The 18,817-nt window shown below is 68.7% G+C and carries 14 protein-coding genes, 1 tRNA gene, 1 pseudogene and 1 riboswitch; of the genes and pseudogenes, 7 read left to right on the top strand and 9 right to left on the bottom strand.

The window, feature by feature from the left end; all coding sequences use genetic code 11:
* Window positions 1–77 precede the first annotated feature (77 nt).
* Complete coding sequence (ssb, locus tag R2K23_RS07885; protein ID WP_316515815.1) at window positions 78–554, bottom strand: single-stranded DNA-binding protein; 477 nt, start codon at window positions 552–554, stop codon at window positions 78–80.
* A gap of 200 nt (window positions 555–754) precedes the next feature.
* On the opposite strand from ssb, the gene R2K23_RS07880 reads away from it, so the two are divergent.
* Complete coding sequence (locus tag R2K23_RS07880) at window positions 755–1,999, top strand: HNH endonuclease signature motif containing protein (protein ID WP_316515813.1); 1,245 nt, start codon at window positions 755–757, stop codon at window positions 1,997–1,999.
* Window positions 2,000–2,231: 232 nt separating this feature from the next.
* Here the strand turns inward: R2K23_RS07880 and R2K23_RS07875 are convergent, their stop codons facing one another.
* The 5 genes from R2K23_RS07875 to R2K23_RS07855 form a co-directional block, all read right to left on the bottom strand.
* On the bottom strand, window positions 2,232–4,235 hold the full coding sequence (locus tag R2K23_RS07875) for a bifunctional copper resistance protein CopD/cytochrome c oxidase assembly protein (RefSeq protein WP_316515811.1): 2,004 nt from the start codon (window positions 4,233–4,235) through the stop codon (window positions 2,232–2,234).
* Between the two features lie 33 nt (window positions 4,236–4,268).
* The gene (locus tag R2K23_RS07870; RefSeq protein ID WP_316515808.1) at window positions 4,269–6,605 is read right to left on the bottom strand and encodes a glycerol-3-phosphate 1-O-acyltransferase; all 2,337 of its coding nucleotides are present in this window, start codon (window positions 6,603–6,605) and stop codon (window positions 4,269–4,271) included.
* On the bottom strand, window positions 6,602–8,275 hold the full coding sequence (locus R2K23_RS07865; RefSeq protein ID WP_316515807.1) for an HAD-IB family hydrolase: 1,674 nt from the start codon (window positions 8,273–8,275) through the stop codon (window positions 6,602–6,604). The genes R2K23_RS07870 and R2K23_RS07865 overlap by 4 nt, the downstream gene beginning before the upstream one ends.
* On the bottom strand, window positions 8,275–9,783 hold the full coding sequence (locus R2K23_RS07860) for a wax ester/triacylglycerol synthase family O-acyltransferase (protein WP_396893241.1): 1,509 nt from the start codon (window positions 9,781–9,783) through the stop codon (window positions 8,275–8,277). The genes R2K23_RS07865 and R2K23_RS07860 overlap by 1 nt, the downstream gene beginning before the upstream one ends.
* Before the next feature lie 119 nt (window positions 9,784–9,902).
* On the bottom strand, window positions 9,903–11,144 hold the full coding sequence (locus R2K23_RS07855; protein WP_316515805.1) for an alpha/beta hydrolase: 1,242 nt from the start codon (window positions 11,142–11,144) through the stop codon (window positions 9,903–9,905).
* Between the two features lie 185 nt (window positions 11,145–11,329).
* Between R2K23_RS07855 and R2K23_RS07850 the strand changes: the two genes are divergently transcribed.
* From R2K23_RS07850 to R2K23_RS07825, 6 genes and pseudogenes are all read left to right on the top strand, one after another.
* Window positions 11,330–11,403, top strand: a tRNA-Arg gene (locus R2K23_RS07850).
* Window positions 11,404–11,589: 186 nt separating this feature from the next.
* A riboswitch (cobalamin riboswitch) is annotated at window positions 11,590–11,811 on the top strand.
* A gap of 180 nt (window positions 11,812–11,991) precedes the next feature.
* Window positions 11,992–12,138 (top strand): annotated as a pseudogene (locus tag R2K23_RS07845) (hypothetical protein); the annotation flags it as partial.
* Window positions 12,139–12,207: 69 nt separating this feature from the next.
* The gene (locus R2K23_RS07840) at window positions 12,208–13,098 is read left to right on the top strand and encodes a mycobacterial-type methylenetetrahydrofolate reductase (protein ID WP_316515803.1); all 891 of its coding nucleotides are present in this window, start codon (window positions 12,208–12,210) and stop codon (window positions 13,096–13,098) included.
* Window positions 13,095–13,367, top strand: coding sequence for a dihydropteroate synthase (locus tag R2K23_RS07835; RefSeq protein WP_316515801.1), 273 nt, complete (start codon window positions 13,095–13,097; stop codon window positions 13,365–13,367). Before R2K23_RS07840 ends, R2K23_RS07835 begins: the two co-directional genes overlap by 4 nt.
* A gap of 488 nt (window positions 13,368–13,855) precedes the next feature.
* Window positions 13,856–14,584 (top strand): (2Fe-2S)-binding protein, encoded by a 729-nt coding sequence (locus tag R2K23_RS07830; RefSeq protein ID WP_316515799.1) that lies wholly within the window; start codon window positions 13,856–13,858, stop codon window positions 14,582–14,584.
* A 69-nt stretch (window positions 14,585–14,653) separates the two neighbouring features.
* Entirely contained in the window at window positions 14,654–15,409 is a 756-nt protein-coding gene (locus R2K23_RS07825; protein WP_316515797.1) for an enoyl-CoA hydratase, read from the top strand.
* Here the strand turns inward: R2K23_RS07825 and R2K23_RS07820 are convergent, their stop codons facing one another.
* From R2K23_RS07820 to pdhA, 3 genes are read right to left on the bottom strand one after another with little or no spacing between them, the layout of a single operon-like run.
* Entirely contained in the window at window positions 15,410–16,609 is a 1,200-nt protein-coding gene (locus R2K23_RS07820) for a dihydrolipoamide acetyltransferase family protein (protein WP_316515795.1), read from the bottom strand.
* On the bottom strand, window positions 16,606–17,670 hold the full coding sequence (locus R2K23_RS07815) for an alpha-ketoacid dehydrogenase subunit beta (RefSeq protein ID WP_396893237.1): 1,065 nt from the start codon (window positions 17,668–17,670) through the stop codon (window positions 16,606–16,608). Before R2K23_RS07815 ends, R2K23_RS07820 begins: the two co-directional genes overlap by 4 nt.
* Window position 17,671: 1 nt before the next feature.
* Window positions 17,672–18,772, bottom strand: coding sequence for a pyruvate dehydrogenase (acetyl-transferring) E1 component subunit alpha (gene pdhA, locus R2K23_RS07810; protein WP_316515793.1), 1,101 nt, complete (start codon window positions 18,770–18,772; stop codon window positions 17,672–17,674).
* Between the last annotated feature and the right edge of the window lie 45 nt (window positions 18,773–18,817).

Genomic DNA, 18,817 nt, shown 5'->3' with positions numbered 1-18,817 from the left:
CGAGCCCCGCTGGGGAGCCCGCCTCGCAGACCCCGGGGGCGACGATGCGGCGACCTATTCGCCGTGGCGCGGGCACCTCATGCCGGGACCGGGTCCGGTTCCTCCGAGAAGTCGACGTCCTGCAGGTCCGAGGCGGCGACGTCGTCGTCGGCACCGGACTGGTCGCCGGGATTCGCCACTGCGCCGGAATATTCGTTCTCGACGACGCGGCCTAGCTTGACCACGTAGTACGTCAGATCGGGGCCGACGGCGTTGGCCCGCATCTCGAACGAGGACCGGCGGTTGCCTTCCCGGTCGTCGTACTCGTTGGTGTAGACGGAGCCGGTGACCACCACCGCGTCGCCCTTGCCCAGGCTGGCAGCGACGCCGGTGCCCAGCTTGCCCCAGCAACTCACGTTCAAGAACAGCGAGTTGCCCTGTTCCCAGGTGCCGTCCGGGGTGCGTCGCCGGGAGTTGCTGGCCAGCCGGAAGTTGGCCACCTGGGCGTCGCCCACCCGGCGCAGGACGGGGGCATTCACGAGTCGTCCGACAACGGTCAGCGGGGTGTCATTCATGGTTCGGTCCTTTCGGTGCGGGGTGCACTGGCTTGTGCGAGTGCCAGTCAGCCCGGCGGGTCCGACGGTGCGCCCGCAGACCGCTCCGGACCGGGACCGGGCTGTGGATGAAGTCGGGACTGTGGATAGGCGAAGGGTTTGCGCGCCACGGTGGCCTCACGCACGTGCCAGATGTCGGACCACCCTCAGATGCTGCGGTCATGTCCTCAGTCACGGCTACCGCGCCGGCCGACGCGAGCCCGGCTGATCGTCTCGAGGTGCTCTTTGAAGAACTCGCTGAGCTGACCGGGCAACGCAACGCCATCGACGGACGCATCGTCGACATCGTCGCCGAAATCGACCACGACGGCCTCTGGGGCAACACCGGCGCCCGTTCGATCCGCGCACTGATCGCCTGGAAAACCGGAGTCACCCCCAACAACGCCGAAACCCTGGCCACGATCGCCCATCGCCGCGACGACTTCCCCGAATGCACCCAAGGCCTACGCGAGGGGCGGCTCTCCCTCGATCAAGTCGGCGTCATCGCCGCACGCGCCGCCGAAGGCTCCGACGCCCACTACGCCGAACTGGCCCGCAGCGCCACCGTCACCCAACTCCGCACCGCGATCAAACTCGAACCACGCCCCGACCCCGACCCGGGGCCCGCATCGCCGCCGGCGCTCACCAGAACCGACCGCGGCGACCACGTCGACTACCGCCTCCGCCTGTCCCCGCTGGCCGCAGCCACCTTCGACGCCGCCCTCCAATCCCACCACGACGCCCTGATCACCGACTGGAAAAGCAACCACACCACCGCTCCCGCCGAGCAGCGGCCGCCCATGCCAACCACCCTCGACGCCTTCATGCGCTTAATCGAAGACAGCTGGGACGCCGAAGCCACGCGCCGCCCCCACGGCCAACGCACAACCATCGTCGTGCACCTCGACATCGCCGACCGGATCGCCGACCTGCACCTCGGTCCCCTGCTCACCGACGCCGAACGCCGCTACCTGACCTGCGACGCCACCGCCGAAATCTGGTTCCAGCGCGACGGCCGCCCGATCGGGGCCGGCCGCTCCACCCGCACCATCGGCCGCCGCCTGCGCCGCGCCCTCGAACACCGTGACGACTGCTGCGTGGTGCCCGGCTGCGGGGCCACCCGCGGCCTGCACGCCCACCACCTCATCCACTGGGAACACGGCGGCCCCACTGAACTCGACAACCTCGTGCTGGTCTGCCCTTACCACCATCGCGCCCACCACACCGGGCTGATCACCCTCACCGGACCCGCCGACCACCTCGTCGTCACCGACTCCGACGGCCGGCCACTACATTCCGGCACACTGGCCCGACCTCCGCAAAACCCACCACCGGACGTCCCGCCGTACCCCGGACCCACCGGCGAACGCGCCGACTGGTGGTGGTACCAACCCTTCCAACCCCAACCACCCCCGGCACCGAACTAGCGGGGTGCGTCGGGCGGGTTTGTCTTCAGCCCGACCTGGGGCAGTGACGAGCGCCCGTCGCCGAACCATCGATCGCCGAACAGACGGTGACCGCGACATCATGTTGATCACGACCAGGTCGAGATCCTTTGGCATCAAAACCCGACCAGTCGCATCCGAGCGGGGTGCCAGAAGCGGCGCGTGGGCCTGCAGACACACCCCTGCCTAGGTGGCCGCGGGCAGCACCGCGGTCCTAGCGCCCCTGCTTCTCCCGCCGCGCCATCTCGGCGAGCATGTTGTTATAGGCCGCCAGCTCGGCGTCGTCGTCGCGGTCGGCGGCGCGGTCCAGGCGTTTGGCGGTGCGCCGGTCACTGCGCGACCACTGGATCAGCAGCGCCATCATGACGATGACCAGCGGCACCTCGCCGGCCGCCCAGGCGATGCCGCCGCCGAGCTTCTGATCTTGGAGCAGGTCGATGTCCCAGGGCAGTTGCAGCGACCCGTAGAACCTCTCGGCGAGGACGGTGTTCATGCCCATCAGCACCACTCCGAAGAAGGCGTGCAGCGGCAGCGAGCCGAACACCATCGCCAGTTTCGCCAGCGGCGGCAGCGGCCGCGGCGTCGGGTCCACGCCGATGACGCACCAGTAGAACAGGTAGCCGGTCGCCAGGAAGTGGAAGTTCATCGCCACGTGCCCGGCGTGATCGCTGGCGGCCGCGTCGTAGATGCCGCCGAAGTACAGCCCGTAGAAGCCGGCGATGAACAGCGCCGTCGCGATGATCGGGTTGGTGAGGAACTTCGAGAACCGGCTGTGCAGCGCCGCCAGCAGCCATTCCCGCATGCCCGGCGGCTGTCCACGGCCGGCGGCCGGCAGCGCGCGCAGCGCCAACGTCACCGGGCCGCCGAGCGCCAGCAGGATCGGCACCAGCATCGACATCAGCATGTGCGCGCCCATGTGCATGCTGAACATCGCCGGCATGTAGCGGCCCAGGCCCGACGACGTCGCGAACAGCAGCGCCGCGCAGCCCAGCAGCCAGGCCACGGTGCGCCCGGGGGGCCAGGCGTCGCCGCGCTTGCGCAGCCGCCACACCCCGGCGATGTACACCAGCGCGAAGATGATGGCCGCGGTGCCGAAGATCATGTCGAAGCGCCAGTCGAACAGCACCCGGGCCAGTGTCGGCGGGCCGTCGAGGTTGTAGCCGATCTCCACTTCAGCGATCGACGGGTTGAGCACCCGCGGCGGGGGCGGCGGGGTGCGGCCCAGCGCCACCGCCACCCCGAAGGTCAGGCCGAGGATGACCGCCTCGGTCAGGGCCAGCCGGATCAGCGGTCCGCGGGCGGTCGGGTCGGCGTCGAGTGCCACCAGACCGGAGCGGCGTTGTCGCCACCCGAAGAACCCCAGCAGGCACAGCGCCAGCAGTTTCGCACCGACCAGCGCGCCGTAGGGGGTGTTGATCAGGTCCCCGGGCCGCACCCGGATCAGCGCGTTCACCACGCCGGAGACCGCCATGGCGACAAAGCACCACAACGCCACCGAGGAGAACCGGCGGGCGGCCAACGCGCCGTGCTCACCGCCGCGCAGCGCGTGGGCCAGCAGCGCGAACAGGCCACCGGCCCACAGCGCCGCGGCCACCAGGTGGATCAGCAGGCTGTTGGTGCCGACGTCGTGCGAGCCGCCGGCGGCCGAATGCCCGGTCAGGCCCAGCGGGATCAACGTCACCAGCGAGCCGAGGAACAGGATCGGGGTCCACGACCAGCGCAGTACGGGGATGGCGGCCAGGGCCACCCCGGCCGCCAGGAACGCCGTCCAGCGCCACGCATCGGCGGTGTCGATCAGACTGGCCGCCGACCAGATGTCCACCGGACTGAGGTGATCGAGCAGCGGCTGACCGGACACGTCGGAAACCGTCAGCGGGACCAGCAGCGCCGCGCACACGGCCCACACCCCCGCGGCCACGGTGCCGGTGCGCACGGCACGGTAACCACCGACGTCGAGCACCCCGTTGGCCTGCGGCGGGACGAAGAATGCCGCGAACAGGAAGGACCCGACGGCCAGGGTCGCGGCGATCTCCCCGGCGGCCCGCACGAACGGCAGGCCGAGGGTGGTCACCGGGCCCGGATCCGGCAGTCCGGTCGCGGTCAGCGCGTCGGCAAGCGCCAACGCAGCCAGCCCCGCGGCCGTGCAGCCGGCCAGCAGGCCCACTCCGAGCAGCACCGGCCACACCGCGGTGCGTTGTCCGGTAACTGAGGAGGTCACCGCACCAGGGTATGACCAGACCGAATCCCGCCGCTAAGCGGTCTTGTCCGCGGCGGCCTCCCGCTCGAGGAACTGCCGCCGAGAGATCATGTGCACCTGGTGCATGTCGGCGAGGATGCCGCGCAGTTCGGTCAGGAACGCCTGACGCCGTTCGGTCAGATCGGCAGCCGGGTCCAGCAACCCTTGGTCGGCGGCCACCTGCCGGGCCGTCGCGAACAGCAGCGCCGACACCGATTCGTTGCTGCGCACCTGCCGCTGAGCGAGTCGCTGGCTGCCCACCCCGAGCGCGCGCTGGGTCAGCTCCTTCTCGTCGATCTGCGCCGGAGCCTCGAGCAGGACATCGGCGACGATCTCGTAGGCCTCGATGAACGGCCGCAACATCGCGTGCGCCATCAGCGGGCGCATGTCGTAGAGCATCGCCTCGACGTCGGCGCCGTCGGCCAGGCGGGACTCCCAGTCGTCGAGCCAGGTCATCTCCTCGGCGATGTGGTCCCGGAAGGCCGCGGACTCGTCGAAGTAGAACTCGAACTTCAACAGGTCGCGCAGCCGCATCACCTGCGACCAGAACGCCTCGAGCCGATCCCCGGACGCCCGCCCGGCGTAGGCCAGCGCCAGTTCGGCGATCGAGGTCTCCAGGAACGCGTGGATGATCGAGTTGCGGTAGAACGCCGCCTCGTGCTCGTCTTCGGGCGCGATCCGCCAGACCGGCTCGCGGCCGCCGTCGACGCGCGTGACGGGATTGCCGCCGGACAACGCGTCCAACGCCGCCTGGACGCCCTCGGGGCTGCGCAGCCGACGGGTGGACTCGGTCACCGGGGTGCCCTTGCGGTCCAAGTAATCCAACGCATCCCGCAGGGTGTGGTGCACCTGGTCACGGGTCAGCGCGACGCCGCGGGTCACCAGCAACAGCGCCGACACCAGCCCCGTGGCGGTGATCGGGGTGGCCTCGAGAATCCGCCACGCCACCGCGAACGCCATCTTCTGCAGCGCAAGACGTTTGGCCGCGGGGTCCATCTCCGCCTCGCCGGGCTCCAGGTGCAGGTAGTCGCGCATCGACACCGCCGCCGGGAAGCGGACGTAGATCTTGCCGAAGTTGCGCTCCCCCTGCGCCTTGATGAAGTTGTACAGCCAGCTGGGTCCCTCCGGCGTCTTCTCCCCGCCGCGGGCATACGCGGCGTACTCGCGGGTCTCGTGGAGCTGGTCGAAAGTGATGGACACCGGCTGCAACAGGATGTCGTCGCTGCGGCCGTCCAGGTAGGCGTCGGCGACGTAGGCGAGCAGACCGAGCTTGGGCGGCAACATCTTTCCGGTGCGTGACCGCGTGCCCTCGATGGACCAGCTGAGGTTGAATCGCTTCTCGACGATGTAGCCGACGAACTGTCGCAGCACGTACTTGTACAGCGGGTCGTCGAGCTTGCGGCGGATGAAGATGACCCCGGAGCGGCGCATCAACGGCCCCATGAAGCCGAACGACAGATTGATGCCGGCAAAGGTGTGCACGGGCGGCAGCCGGTTCTCCTGCATGGCCACCGGCACGATCGCGCCGTCGAGGTAGGAACGGTGCGAGAACAGCAGCACCGCGGGGTGGCGTTCCAGCGCGCCGCGCAGGGCTTCGATCTCGGCGGCGTCGTAGTCGATGTTGGGATCGAATCCTCGGCTGAAGATCGCCCGGCCCAGGTTGGGCATCAGATCGACGGAGAACCGGCTCCACCCGGTGGCCAGTTCGTCGAGCATCTCGCCGGCCTGTTCGACCGTGGCACCTGGGATCTGGGCCAGTCCGTCTCGAAATCGGTTGGACGCCAGCATCTCCGGCTTGACCAGCCGCGGCGATTTGTACTCGGGTCCGAGCAGCCGTAGTTCGATGCGTTCGATGGCCAGCGAGGCCCGGCGCAGCACGAACCGGGCGAAGTCCCGCGGTGAGTCGGCGACGGTGGTGTCCTGCCACTGTTGGCGCAGCTCGGAAACCTTGGCGGGTTCGCCGGCGACGACGGTGGCCCGCGACTTGTCCCGGCGCAGGATGCGCCGCTGCAACTTCTCCGGTGGCCGGTAGGTGTCGCGGCCCTGAAGGAGCCCGACGATCTTGACGCGGGTCGGTAGCCCGCCGGGGACCCAGAACACCCGCACCGGGACCACCTCGCGGTCGTCGCCGGTCTCGAGTTGCTCGACCAGTTCGGCGAGGACCCCGGGTGGGGGCTCGTCGGCGGGCAGTTGCACCACCTCGATGTCGGCTCCCGGGTGGGCGGCGCGCTGAGTCCGCAACCAGTCGGTGAGCAGGTCGAGTTCGGCCGGGGAGGCCACCGAGGCGAGCACCAACGCGCCGCCGTCGATGGTGACCTCCGGCAGCTCCGCGCCACCGTTGCGGCTCGTCATGGCCGGCCCTGCACCGGTGGGGGCGCCCCGGACTCAGCGGCCGATCCGGGGCTCTTCGCCGCCGACTTCTTCGTGGCGGCAGAGTTTTTCGCGGCCTTGGCCACCTTCTTCGCCGCCGCCTTCTTCGCCGTGTTTTTGGCCGCCTTCTTCGCAGGCTTCTTCGCCGCGGCCTTCTTGGGCCCCGCCTTCTTGGGCGCGCCGAGCGCGACCTCGGGCACCTCCCCCTCGGGCCAGGACTGCAGGGTGTCGAGGTAGAGCTGCCGCACCTGCGCGATCCGTTCCTCGAGATTCTCGACGGTCCAGTCCTGCACCGAAATCGGCGGGAACACCACGACATCCACCGTGCCGGGTCGCATCAAGGTGGCGTCCCGAGAACCGATGACCTCCGCGTTGCGGATCACCACCGGGACGATGGGAATCCCGGCCGACATCGCCAGGCGGAACGGGCCCTTCTTGAACGGGCCGACGGTGGTGGTGTCGAGCCGGGTGCCCTCCGGGGCCATCACGATGGACAGCCCCTTACGCACCAGATCCTCGACCTGCTTCAGCGAGGCGACGGCGGACTCGGTGTTGTCGCGGTCGATGAAGACCGCGTCCATCAGCTTGCCCAGCGTGCCCGCGATCGGGTCGTCGGCCAGTTCCTTCTTGCCCACCCCCGTGAAGTTGTCCCGCACCAGAGCACTGGTGATGATCGGGTCGAAGTTGTTGCGGTGGTTGAAGATGAACACCGCCGGCCGCTGCTTGTCGAGGTTCTCCCGGCCCAGGACATTCAGCTTGACCCCGTTGGAGGCCAACAGGATCGAGCCCCAGTTGCTGGTGAAGAAGTTGATGCCGCGGCGTCGGCTGCGGGTCAGCATCCCCCAGCCGATGGCGCCGGCGGCGATCGGGACCACGGAGCCGAGCCCGGCGATGGTCTTCAGCGCGCCGGTGAGACTGGGGCCGCCGCGGCTGGTGAATCTGAGGATGGGCCAACCGCGTTGACGCGCCACCGCGGCCATCTTGCCCTCGGGGTTGGTCGGGCGCGGATGGCCCACCAGGTACATCAGCGCGACGTCCTCGTTGCCGTCGGCGTAGAAGTAACTGTCCTTCAGGTCGATTCCGCGTTCGGCGGCGAACTTCTGCACCGCGTTCGCCTTGCCGGGCCCCCACAGGATGGGCCGCACCACCTGCCCGGTGAGCGTCCCGTCCTCGTCGAGCTCGAACTGGTTGGTCAGCGTGTTCGGGATGCCGAGAAATTCCGCGACCGGCTCCACCTGGATGGTCAACGCCGACGAGCTCAGGCACACGGTGTGGCCGCGGTCCAGATGGGCCCGCACCAGGTCGCGCATCTCCGGGTAGATGCGGGCCTCGATGTGCTGCTTGAACAGCCGCTCGCCCACCTGGTCCATGTCGGTGATCGACCGACCCCGCATCACCGAGGTCGCCGAGGTGATGAGGTCCTCGAACTCGGAACGCCCCAGTTGGTGGTTCAGGCCGGCCTGGATCATGCCGATCAGGTCGCCGAGGCCGAGCTCGCGGCGCCGAAACTGCTCCTGGGTCAGGATGACTCCGGTGAACCCGGCGACCAGGGTGCCGTCCAAGTCGAAGAACGCACCGATCTTCGGTCCCGGTGGGCTGGCCTTGACCTCGGCCACCGAGCCCGGCAGTCGCAAATCCCGAGGTGACGTCATCACACCGCCGATCCGTTGCTTGAGGGGTCTGTCGGTTCCGCGTCGCCGCCGCCGTTGTCGGTGCCGGTGTCGGGGGCGGCGAACGAGACGGGGGTGACGCGCAGATCCGGGTCCCCGGCCAGCGCCAGCACCTCGTCGAAGCCGGCGGCGAAACAGCGTGCGAACAACGCCTCGTCGGTGATCGCGGCGCGGTCATAGCGCGCCGAGATGGTGCAGTACCCGCCGCGGGACACCAGCACGACCATCATGGCCACCCCCGGCAGCGGGCCGATTCCGAACTGCCGCAACACTTTTGTCCCGGCGATGAAGCTGTCGCCCGGATACACCGGCACGTTGCTGGCCTGCACGTCCGACGCGATCACCGCACCGGTCATCGACTCCAGCACCGGGTCGGGCAGCAAGGAGAGCACCGGGGCGACCACGCCGAGCACGTCGAGCGCCGCCTCTTCGCGGCGCTGGGTCATCTGCGCGCGGATCTTGTGCATGCGCGCCGCGGCATCGACCGTGCCGATGGGCGCGGCGATGTTGACGCCGGCAAACCGGTTTCCGCCGGCGGGGTCGGAGTCGGCCCGCAGGTTGACCGGCACCGCCATCGGCAGCGTGGGGACGGGCACACCGAGGGCCTCGTGGTAGCGCCGCAACGCACCGCAGAGCCCGGCCAGATAGGCGTCGTTGATCGAGCCGCCGGCCGTCTTGGCCACTCGATGCAGGTCGGCGAGCGGAATCTCGATCGCCTCGGTGCGCGTCGAGAGGCTGCGCCGGCGCAACAGGGGTGACGGTGGCGCGGCCTGGCGCACGATCCGTCGGCTGGAACCGGCGTAGTCGAGCGCTCCGGAGACCACCGAACCGGGGTGGGTGATGGCCTTGCCCACCACGCCGAGAGCGCCGAAGAGCGCGCCCCGGACCCCGCCGACGATGGACCCGGGCAAGGCGTTGAGCCCGGAGCGCATCAGGTCGTTGGGTGAGAGGTCCTGCGGGATGGGCAGCGGTGCCGCGGGCCGCGGCGGCGCGTCGGGTTCCAGATCGTAGATCTCGGTGAACATCGCGACCATGCCCACGCCGTCGGCCACCGCGTGACTCAGGTGCAGGATCTGCGCGGCGCGGCCCCCTTCGAGCCCTTCGATCAGCGTCGCACTCCACAGCGGGCGGGTGATGTCCAACGGTGATTGCTGGATGACCTCGGCGATGTCGAAGACCTGACGGATGCCGCCCGGTTCGGGGGCCCGAACCCGCCGGACGTGGAAGTCGAGGTCGAAATCGGGGTCGATGACCCAGCGGGCGTTGGCCGTGGGCAACGTCGGCATGACGACCTTCTGTCGCAGCCGCGGCACCCGCCGCGAAGCGTTTTCGTAGGTGGTGCGGTACCGCTCCCAGTCCGGGGTGGCGTCGAGCAACTCGACCGCCATGATGCCCGACCTCGTGCGCGGGTTGGCCTCGCCGCGGTGCAGCAACTGATCCACGGCGCTGAGCTCATCGGAGAACGCGGACGCGTCGAAGGACTCACTCACCAATACCCTCAAATCCTCCGTAATGTCAGTCGTCATCGCGCCACGAGCGGCCCCGATCACTTACCCACGCTAGTCTCAGCAACGGTTCGGCGAGAGCGATTCCGAGGATCGCCGCGGCGTCACCCTACGTGGTGGACGAGGCGGTCCAGTCCCAGGCGGTGCCGGCCGTAGGTGATGCCGAGGAAATCGGCGACGGTGTCGGTGACCATCTGCGATCGCACCGTGGCGATGGTGTCAAAAGCGTGGTGCGCGTTGGGAAGTTCGGCGTGTGCGACGGTGGCGGCGCCGACGCCCCGCAGCGCGTCGACGAAGATCTGCGCCTGGGTGTGCGGGATGACCGCATCGTTGCGTCCGTGCAGGACGAAGAACGGCGGTGCGTCACGATGCACGTGGGCGATCGGCGACGCGTCCCGGTACAGACCGGGAGCATCGGCCAGGCGGGCGCGCATCACGAAGTTCTCCAGGAACGGCAGCATCAACTCGCACATGTTCGCCGGGTCGGTGAGGTCGTAGGCGCCGTAATACGGCACCGCGGCGGCCACGCTGGTGTCGACGTCCTCGAACCCGGGTTGCAGCGCGGCGTTGTTGGCGGTCAGCGCCGCCAGCGAACCGATGTGCGCGCCGGCCGAGCCGCCGGTGATCGCGATGAAATCCGGGTCGCCACCGTGCTCGGCGATGTTTTCCCGCAACCAGGCGATGGCCCGCTTGACGTCGATGATGTGCGCCGGCCACGCGCTGAACGGGCTCCGGCTGTAGTTGATGGTCACGCAGATCCAGCCGAGTTCGACCATCCGGCTGAGCAATGGCACGGCTTGGCCGCGTTTTTCGCTGAGCGCCCACGCGCCGCCGGGCACCTGCAGCAGGACCGGAACCTTGGCGTCCGGGGTGACGTCGGGGCGACGCCAGATGTCGAGCAGATGATCGCGACCGCCCGGACCGTAGGACACATTGCGGGTGACGGTGGCGTATCGGCTGCGTTGGGTGGCGCGCCATACCCCGGCGACGCTGTGCCGGCGGACGGTGGGGTCGGTGACCGGGTGCGACACCTGCTCGGCGTAGTCGGGTCCGTGCGCCTCGACGAGGGCGTCCTGCAGCACGCTGTCGGCGCGCTGTGCAGCCAGGCCGGCGGTGAAGCGGTTCACCGGCGCGGCGTTCACCGAAGACAGCGCGTGCCCGGTGAGCACCCGCAGCGGGAACTCGGTGACGGCCCAGCCGGCCAGCCACCCGGCCAGCGAGGGAGCGCCTCGCAGCAGCACCGAGGCCGCCTGGAAGGTTCCAACGGGATTGGCCATCAGGCCCAACGCCGCCTGCAGCGGCCCTGGGCGGGCGGCGGGTTGGGCCGCGTCCGTCACCAGCGTCATCGCAACAACACCCTCGCATTCCGGCATGGGCGTCGTCGCCCGCCACGACCCGGCGCGGCCCACTCGGACCGCGTTGTGTCGTGACTCACACAGTAGCCAACTCCACTGCCATCCAAACGCATTTGTCCCGGCGCGTGGCGCACGCTGGGCCCGGACCGCGGGGTTGGCTAAACTACCTGCACATTGCCTCCGTAGCTCAGTTGGATAGAGCAAGAGCCTTCTAATCTCTAGGTCGCAGGTTCGATTCCTGCCGGGGGCGCTCGATCAGGATTTATTCAGCCGTGCTGAGTAATCTCGGCGTTTGTGGCGGAGCCGAGTTTGTCGGTGACGGCTTGTTCGAGAAGTTCAGCCACGGCCATGGATCCGGCCCAGATACCTCTAGCGGCCCTGGGTCGGCGGTGCTGCTCCCCCGATATCGCCGCAGAGTAGTCTGAGCGGCGCAACTGGTCTGTGGCGACCTCCTGGTCGCCACATCGAACGTCCCACGCTGGTCTAGGTGTGATGTGAGAGGGAACCCGGTGAGAACCCGGGACTGTCCCGCAGCGGTATGCAGGAACGACCGCCGTCAATGGCACTGGTCACCATGACCGGGAAGCGACGGCCACTAGGAGCACCGAACCGGTGCGTGCCCGCGAGTCCGAAGACCTGCCAGTTGTGCTGGGCGCGCCGCGTCCAGCGGCGCATCGCCTCGCGGAATGGGCGGAAGTCACCCAGCGGTCACCCGACTGCACTGGCAGACGTCCGATGGCGATGAGCATCCCATCGTGTGAAGGACGCCCGCCGTGTCTAGTACCGTCCCGCCGTTCACTGCGACGACATTGAGATCGCCACGCAACGGCCCCGTAACGCACTTCGCGCTGAGTTGTCCGCCGTCCGTCCCGACCGGCTCTGGGCCAACCCGGACTGCGGTTTGAAGACCCGCAAGACCGATGAAGTCGACGCCAGGCTGCGCAACATGGCCGAGGCCGCCAAGCAGATTCGCACCAACGCCTGATCCCCTGACACGTTGCGCCCCAACAACCCTGGGGCAACGTGTCCACCCATACGAAATCGGAGGTTCCCGGTGCCCCTGAACACCATCGCGTTGGAACTGGTACCACCCAACACCGACCGCGGGGCCGAGTACGCTCGCGACGAGGCGCGTGAGGTCCTACAGTATTCCGCTGAGGCCGGCATCGCGGGTCGCATTGGGCACGTCACGATCCCCGGGATGATCGCGGAGGACGCCGATCGCCCCATCGAGTTGAAGCCCAAACTTGACGTCTTGGATTATTGGTCGGCCATCCATCCGGAACTTCCCGGCGTCCAAGGTATGTGCACGCAGGTCACCTCGTTCCTGAACGAATCTGCGCTTCGCAGCCGGCTCACAGGTCTGGGCGAAGCGGGATTCGACGGCATCATCTTCGTCGGTGTCCCTCGCACGATGAACGACGGGGAGGGCGGCGGTGTCGCACCCACGGACGCTCTGTCGAAGTTCGACGACGTGGTACCGAACCGGGGCGTCATCCTGATCCCGACGCGCGATGGCGAGCAGGGACGTTTTGATTTCAAATGCGATCACGGCGCCACCTTCTGGATGACGCAGTTGCTCTATTCCGATGCGATCGTCGATTTCCTCTCCGAATACTCGCGAATCAGCGAGCACCGGCCCGAGATTCTGCTGTCGTTCGGCTTCGTGCCGAAGCTGGAAAGCAAAGTCCGCCTGATCGATTGGCTGATACAGGATCCCGGCAACCCGGCGGTCGCTGCGGAGCAGGAGTTCGTCCGAGGCCTTGCCGCAAGTGAACCCGAAATCAAACGCCGTCGGCTCCTCGACTTGTACAAGCGAGTGATCGATGGGGTGGCCGAATTGGGCTATCCGCTCAGTTTGCACTTCGAGGCGCCCTACGGTGTCTCGAAGCCGGCTTTCGACACCTTCGCCGAGATGCTCGACTACTGGTCGCCGCAATCATGAATCGGAGCCGACCCCGTGGCACGCCGCTGCGCGTGATGGGAATGGTGAATGTCACGCCCGACTCCTTCTGGACCAGAAGCAGATTCGAGACGCTGGAACGGGCGCCGAGCGCGGGCCGGAAGATGTTCGATGACGGTGCACGAGCGGTCGACGTCGGAGGCGAATCCGCCCGGCCCCACGCTGTCCCGGTGTCAGTGGACGAGGAACTTGACCGCGTTGCGATGCTGAACGCCATCTGGGGGCTGACGCCGAATGGACGCGCAACGTGAAGACGAATTCGAAAGGCGCAGACATCGTGGCGTTGGACCAGTCCAAACCGACCGTCACCATGTGCCGTGGTTGCTGCTGCGGTACGACGAGGAAGCACCCGACGTTCGACCACGAGGCCCAGGTGACAACCCTGCGCGAGCTACTACAGGGAATATCCAACTTTCGGACCACGGATTGCCTGGGACCTTGCGAGCGGTCGAACGTACTCGTGGTCTCGCCATCGGGTCAGGGACACCGAATCGGCGGACGGTCGACATGGTTGGGTTTCGTCCTGGACGAGACCGCGGCAGCCGACATCGCCGGCTGGCTGTGGGACGGCGGTCCCGGTCTTGCCGCACTCCCGGCCGCACTCACGCCGTACCGCTTCGATAGACCGAAACGGCAGCGTCGGCAACGTGATTGAGCAGATCGCTAGCCTCTCCCTAGCCGGTCTTCATCCGAATAGACCGCGACCGTGGCGGCACCCCCGAGGCACCTTGGCGGTCAGGTGAACAGCTGGGAATCCATCAGCGGCGATCGGCCGCGCCGCGCACTGCGCGCCACCGGGGGCATCGGCCCGCACTTCGTGATCCGCCTCGACCCAACGTCTCCTGGGGTCAGTGCCGAGGAGTTCTTTTCACAGCCCCACTTGCGTCAACTCGTCGAGGACGTAGCGCACCGCCTGGACACAACTGAGCCGCGCGTCGCGGTGTCGTCGTTGCAGTACGAACTTGCGGAACGCCTTTGGGCCGTGACGTTAGGGGCTTGGGTGACGGACGGGCTGATACCCGACCTACATGCCGTGACTTACGGAAGATCTCCGGCGGGGCATGTCAGATTTCATCTTCCAATCCCCACCGCACTCGAGCGCCCCGGCGCCACACCGGCCGAAACTGCGGCACTTGTCGCCGATCTCGTCATCAATCAGTTGACCTCGGCGCACATCGCGCTGAAGTCCGTCACCGAGGTGGCCGCGGGTCTGCTGTGGGGCAACGCCGCCGCTGCACTGGTGCTGGTGACGAATACGCTTTTGGGTCGGGGAGAGCACCATCACCATGACGTGGACGCGATATCGCGGCAGATCCTGGCCACGCCGCCTCTGTCTGGGCGTCTCGACGGGGACATCATCGGGGCAATCAAACGTCGCAGTTGCTGCCTCTACTACCGCACGGCCGCGCGACGCACCTGCGGTGACTGTCCCCTCAGCGGCACAGCGATCGTCAGGTCGCAACCGTAATGGCGGCGGCCGGCAGGTCGAGGAACCCGAGGGCGGGCCGGCGACGCGCCGGCGAGTAACGTCTCGGCCATGAGTTCTGACCTCGTGCTCTACTCCGTCACCGACCGCGTCGCGCTGGTCACCGTCAACGATCCCGACCGGCGCAACGCCGTCACCGACGACATGTCGGCCGGCCTCCGCGCGGCCGTCGACCGTGCCGAGGCCGACACCGACGTGCACGCACTGGTCGTCACCGGCGCCGGTAAGGCATTTTGCGCGGGCGCCGACCTCAGCGCGCTCGGGTCGGCCGCCGAGGAGGGGCTGCTGCGCATTTACGACGGCTTCATGGCGGTCGCCAACTGCGCCCTGCCGACGATCGCCGCCGTCAACGGCGCCGCGGTGGGGGCCGGGCTGAACCTCGCGTTGGCGGCCGACGTCCGCATCGCGGGCCCGCACGCCATGTTCGACCCCCGGTTCCAGAAGCTGGGTATTCACCCCGGCGGCGGCGCCACCTGGATGCTGCAGCGCGGCGTGGGCCCGCAGGCCGCCCGCGCCGCCCTGCTGTTCGGCATGCGGTTCGACGCCCAGTCGGCCGTCGCCCACGGTCTGGCCCTGCAGGTCGCCGACGACCCGGTGGCCGCCGCCCTGGAGCTGGCCGCCGGACCGGCGTCAGCTCCGCGCGAGGTGGTGCTGGCCACCAAGGCGACCATGCGCGCCACCGCTTCTCCCGGTTCGGTCGATACCGAGCTGCACCACACCGCCATGCGCACCGAGCTTGGCCCGCAGGCGAAGTCGATCCAGTCACCGGAATTCCAGGCCCGCCTGCAGGCCGCGCAACGCAAGTAGTCAGAGGTCCAGCAACGCGGTTTCGGGCAGCTCGATCAGGCCCCGCAGCTCGCCCAGAAACGCTCCCAGCTGCGCACCATCGGCGATGCGGTGGTCGAAGGCGCAGGTCAGGGTTGCCGTCGGGCGCGCGACCACCGCATCGTCGATGACGATGGCGCGGGGCTTGATGGACCCGATCCCCAGGATCGCGGCCTCCGGATAGTTGATCACCGGCACGGCCTCGTCCAGACCCAGCGCGCCGAAATTCGACACCGTGAATGTCGAACCTTGCAGCTCAACGGGTTTGAGCGTGCCCGCCCGGGCGCTGTCCACCCGCCGGCGGACCACCTCGGCCAGCTCCCGGGTGCTCAACTCCTGGGCGTCGTGCACCACCGGGACCAGCAGTCCGCGCGGGGCGGCCACACCGATCCCGAGGTGGATGCCCGGATGCGTGTGCAGCCGCGGGCCGTCGGGCCCGTCCACCCAGGTCGAGTTGAAGACGCCGTGGTGCGTCAACGCCAACACCAGCAGGCGCAACATCACGACGAACGGCGTCACACCCAGGCGCTCGCCGAGCTCCAGCAGCCGCGTGCAGTCCACCGTGACGCTGCCGTGGGCGTCAGGAATCTGACTGCGCGACAAGGCCATCCGTTTGGCCATCTCGGCTTGCACGCCACGCACCTCGGTGATGTGATCATCGGCGTTGCCCGGGGGACCATCGGCGGCGGCGAGCACGGCCTCGCGGGAGATCACCCCGTCGGCATCCGGGCTCAACCCGGCGAGGTCCACGCCGAGTTCGGCGGCCAGCTTGCGCACCGACGGCTTCGCCCGCGGCCTGCCGTCGCGGCGGCGACTGGTGTCGAAGCCGGCGTCGGCGCCGTAGCCCACCAGCACCGGGCTGCGCGCCGGAGACGGACCGGCCGCCGGGGCCGCGGGCGGAGTTGCCGAACTGCTCGGTGCGGCGGCACCGGTGTCGATGCGCACCAGCACCCCGCCGACGGGCAGCACATCGCCTTCGGCTCCGCCCAATTCGGCGATCCGGCCGGCGTACGGACTGGGGATCTCGACCTGCGCCTTGGCGGTCTCCAACGTGCACAGCGTCTGGTTGAGTTCGACCTCGTCCCCCACGGCGACACTCCACCCGATCACCGTGGCGTCCTCGAGTCCCTCCCCCAGGTCGGGCACCAGGAAATCCCGCAGCGAACCCTCCCCGGCAGTCATGGCAGACTCATGACCTTCTCGACGCAGTCCAGCAATCGGTCCGGCCCCGGCAACCACGCCTTCTCCAGCCGGGCCGGCGGATACGGGGTGTCAAACCCGGTGGCGCGCAACACCGGCGCCTCCAGCTCGTAGAACAACTCCTCGCTCACCCGGGCGGCCAACTCGGCGCCGAAGCCGAGGGTGCGCGGGCCCTCGTGCATGATGACGCACCGCCCGGTCCTGCGCACCGAATCCGCGACGGTGTCGAAGTCCAACGGATTCAACGACCTCAGGTCGAGGACCTCCAGACTCCACCCCTGGGTCTCGGCCGCCAGTCCGGCGGCGCTGACCGCGGTGTCGACCAGCGGGCCGTAGGTCACGACCGTGACGTCGGTGCCGGGGTGCCGGATGGCCGCGCGCCCAATCGGTTCCGCGGGCACCGTGGTGTCCAGGGGTCCGCGGGTCCAGTACCGCCGCTTGGGTTCCAGATAGATCACCGGGTCCCGGCCGGCGATCGCGTGTCGCAACAGCCAGTAGGCGTCCGACGGGGTCGACGGCACCACGACCTTGAGTCCGGCGGTGTGCGCCCAGTAGGTCTCGGTCGATTCGGAATGGTGCTCGACCGCCCCGATGCCGCCGAACGACGGGATCCGCAGGGTCACGGCCATGTCGACGCCCCCGCGGGTGCGCATCCGATACTTCGCGAGATGGCTCGCGATCTGGTCGAACGCCGGGTAGCTGAAGCCGTCGAACTGGATCTCGGGCACGGGCCGCAGCCCGCGGATCGCCATGCCGATCGCCACCCCGACTATCGCGGATTCGGCGAGCGGGGTGTCGAAACACCTTGACTCACCGAAGGTTTCGCTGAGCCCCTCGGTGACCCGGAACACCCCGCCGAGGCGGGCGACGTCCTCGCCGAACACCAGCACGCGGTCGTCGTTGGCCATCGCGTCGTGCAGCGCCCGGTTGATGGCGCTGACCATGGTGACCTCGGTGTCCGACGGCACCGGTCGCAGCAGCGGCCCCCGGGGTGCGGGTGCGTCGTCGTCGGCCATCGGCGGCCGGTCGAAGATCTGGGTCATCTCACGCCTCCTTCGCCAACTCGATGCGCAACTGCTCGCGTTGTTCGGCCAACGCCGGGGTGATCTCGGCGTAGACGGTGTCGAACATCTCGGTGACGTCGGGATCGGGCGCGCCGACGATCGCGTCGCGCAACTCGGTGCGCATGCGCTCGGCGCGGGCGGCCACCCGTGCCTCGAGCCGATCGCTGTACACCCCGATGCGTTGCAGATGGCTGCGGTATCGCGAAATCGGGTCGCGCGCCGCCCATTGCCGCACTTCGTCCTCGTCGCGGTAGCGCGTCGGATCGTCGGAGGTGGTGTGCGGGCCCATCCGGTAGGTCACCGCCTCGATCAGGGTCGGGCCGCCGCCGTCCCGCGCGCGCTGGGCGGCCTCGGCCATCACCGCGTAGCAGGCCAGCACGTCGTTGCCGTCCACGCGGACGCCGGGCATCCCGTACCCGGCGGCGCGATGCGCGATCGACGGCCCGGCCACCTGCTGCGCCACCGGAACGGAGATCGCCCACTGGTTGTTCTGCACGTAGAACACGCACGGGGCGTTGAACACCGATGCCAGGTTGAGGGCCTCGTGCACGTCGCCCTCGCTGGTGGCGCCGTCGCCGAGGAAGGCCACCGTCACCGAGTCCTCGCCGAGGCGCTGGGCGGCCATCGCGGCCCCGACGGCGTGCAGCTGCTGCGTGCCGATCGGGATGGAGATGGGCGCGCAGCGTTTGTCGGTGAAACCGAGCCCGCCGTGCCAGCTGCCCCGCCACATCGCACCCATCTGCGCCGGTGTGATGGCGCGGATCAGGAAGGCGCCGAGCTCACGGTACTGCGGGAACAGCCAGTCGGTCTTGCGTAGGCAGGCCGCCGCGCCCACCTGCGCGGCCTCCTGACCTCGGCACGAGGCGTACAGCGCCAACTCTCCCTGGCGCTGCAGATTGACGAACTCGATGTCGAGTTCGCGGGTGAGGACCATCATCTCGTAGAGCCAGGACAACGTCTCCGGCGGCAGATCGCGGCGGTAACGCCGCTGGCTGGTCGAGGCACCATCGGGTGCGATGAGCTGCACCGGTTCGATCCCGGCGGTGCCGTCGGACACCGGTGCGTGAGCAGACCCAGCCATAGCGCCTCCTTTAGGTCGCCGACGACATGTTTGGCCGTCAGACCC

It is taken from the genome of Mycolicibacterium sp. MU0050 (assembly GCF_963378085.1).
In the GTDB taxonomy this organism is placed as follows: domain Bacteria; phylum Actinomycetota; class Actinomycetes; order Mycobacteriales; family Mycobacteriaceae; genus Mycobacterium; species Mycobacterium wendilense.
The sequence above is the reverse complement of the archived record's forward strand: the minus strand, read 5'-3'. Positions and strand labels throughout refer to the sequence as shown.